Genomic DNA, 1,806 nt, shown 5'->3' with positions numbered 1-1,806 from the left:
TTGTCGCGGCGTCCCTCGGTGGCGGCGGGGCGGGGGCCGAAGGGCTTTCCCTTGCGTTGGGGGCGTCCGAATTTGTTTTCTGCCGGCGCGGCGGCGCGGGACTGGTCGCGGCGGTCGTTGGCGCCGGAACGTTGGCCAAAGCCCTTGCCGGACGGACGCCCTGCCCTTTCCCCGTCCTTGGCGGCGTCCCGTGGCCGATCGCGCCCGGCAGGCGCGGCGGCGCGCGGCCCGAAGCTTTTACGGTTTTTATCGAAATGATGCGGCCCTTGGCCGGAGCGTGTACGTTGTTTCATGCCGCAATAGAACTTGTGGGATTGACAAGCGCAAGCAAATTCCGTTACGTCACGTTCTTTCCTGCCCCCGTGGAAGGGTGGCCGAGTGGTTAATGGCAGCAGACTGTAAATCTGCCCGCGAGAGCGTACAGAGGTTCAAATCCTCTCCCTTCCACCATTGGTTTTCAATAATTGGCTCTTCCCCAACGTGTAAGACGAGGGGGAAAGCCTAAGCTTCCGTAATGCGCTTAAATGGTCGAATGTTGGGAGGGCATTGGGAAAATGGAAAAAAGTTTTTACGGCTACTACCTTGAAGCACTCGGCATTAATCCCCGTGACAAACCGGCGTTGCAATCGGCGCTTAAGCGCGCCGTCGAGACACGTTGTTTTGAGATTGAACTGTACTGGAAGCGGGCAACATATTTTTGGGCGTTCCAAGCAATTGCTGGAGGCGCTTTAAGCTTGCTTTTTAAGGATGGCAATATCATTTCTCCTGCTCTGCTTCCCATCCCGTGTATTATTGGCATAATTTCAGCACTTGCAGCCCTGTTAACAGCAAAAGGCTCAAAATTCTGGCAGGAAAACTGGGAAATGCATGTCGATATGCTGGAAAACGCCTTGAATGAGCGGGTCACGCAAGTTATTCTTTGGAAGGATGACGTTCAGTTTTCCGTAAGCCGCGTTAACGAAGATCTTATTAAATTTGTTTTGTATGGTTGGTCCATAGGACTCGTGATTTCTTTGGCTAATTTGTTTCCCTTTCGTTTTTGCCCCTCATACGCATGGCTTTTATCTGACGTGAACATTCCACTGGTAATGCTTTACATTTTAATACCTGTGATTGCCCTCTTCCGGCTTCGATCCCTCAAGACCAAACTCAGTGGGCACATCATTCGCTCTGGCAATCACGGATGGCAAGAATACACGGAGAAGAAGAAAAACCAAGCACACACAATGCTATGGCGCAACCCTCCCTGCGAGAGAGTTGCCACTCAGAATGGGGAAAGGCCCCACACTCGTGAATGAGTATCAGCAGCTTCTAGGCGCACACCACTGTCACAACGAAAAGGCCATGGACTGATAGGATAGGTTCGCCCCTTCGTTGTCAACATCTCACACTGCCGATTGTTTCACGCCAAACGCCCTGTTTTGCCGATGACGTGAAGCGCTGGAGCGGGTGAAGGGAATCGAACCCTCGTAAGAAGCTTGGGAAGCTACTGCTCTACCATTGAGCTACACCCGCGTCGGCGGGTTTGTTAGCACAGCTTGGGCGGCGTGGAAAGATCGCGCTTGCGGGCGGGGTTGCGGCTGCGTTACCAACATCCATGTCCATGCCGATGCCGATCGTGCCGCAGGAAGCGGAAACCCTTCGCAGCCTTAACGTCGCCCAGCGGGCGGCGGTGGAGGCGTTGGACGGGCCGGTGCTGGTGCTGGCGGGGGCGGGAACCGGCAAGACGCGGGTGTTGACGGCGCGGCTCGCGCATCTGTTGATGACCGGCAAGGCCGTGCCCGCGCAGATTCTGGCGGTGACCTT

At 55.3% G+C, this 1,806-nt stretch carries 3 protein-coding genes and 2 tRNA genes; 4 read left to right on the top strand and 1 reads right to left on the bottom strand.

Going from position 1 to position 1,806, the window contains the following annotated elements; all coding sequences use genetic code 11:
• The 3 genes from Q1J43_RS00425 to Q1J43_RS00415 form a co-directional block, all read left to right on the top strand.
• The coding region (locus Q1J43_RS00425) for a hypothetical protein (protein ID WP_301100306.1) at positions 1-386 on the top strand (386 nt) is incomplete at its 5' end.
• Positions 365-450 (top strand) — tRNA-Tyr (locus Q1J43_RS00420). The genes Q1J43_RS00425 and Q1J43_RS00420, both read left to right, overlap by 22 nt.
• Positions 451-554: 104 nt before the next feature.
• Positions 555-1,298, top strand: a complete 744-nt coding sequence (locus Q1J43_RS00415; RefSeq protein ID WP_301100305.1) for a hypothetical protein — start codon at positions 555-557, stop codon at positions 1,296-1,298.
• A gap of 143 nt (positions 1,299-1,441) precedes the next feature.
• Here the strand turns inward: Q1J43_RS00415 and Q1J43_RS00410 are convergent.
• Positions 1,442-1,515: transfer RNA gene (locus Q1J43_RS00410), tRNA-Gly, on the bottom strand.
• Between the two features lie 82 nt (positions 1,516-1,597).
• On the opposite strand from Q1J43_RS00410, the gene Q1J43_RS00405 reads away from it, so the two are divergent.
• On the top strand, positions 1,598-1,806 hold a 209-nt coding region (locus Q1J43_RS00405), incomplete at its 3' end, for a UvrD-helicase domain-containing protein (RefSeq protein WP_301100304.1).

The organism is Propionivibrio sp. (assembly GCF_029255185.1).
Classification (GTDB): Bacteria; Pseudomonadota; Gammaproteobacteria; order Burkholderiales; family Rhodocyclaceae; genus Propionivibrio.
This window is presented reverse-complemented; position numbering and strand designations above follow the sequence as displayed.

What these genes read in the sequence shown, in the direction of transcription:
- Q1J43_RS00415 (WP_301100305.1), top strand. Translation starts at nt 555, where the DNA reads ATGGAAAAAAGTTTTTACGGCTACTACCTTGAAGCACTCGGCATTAAT.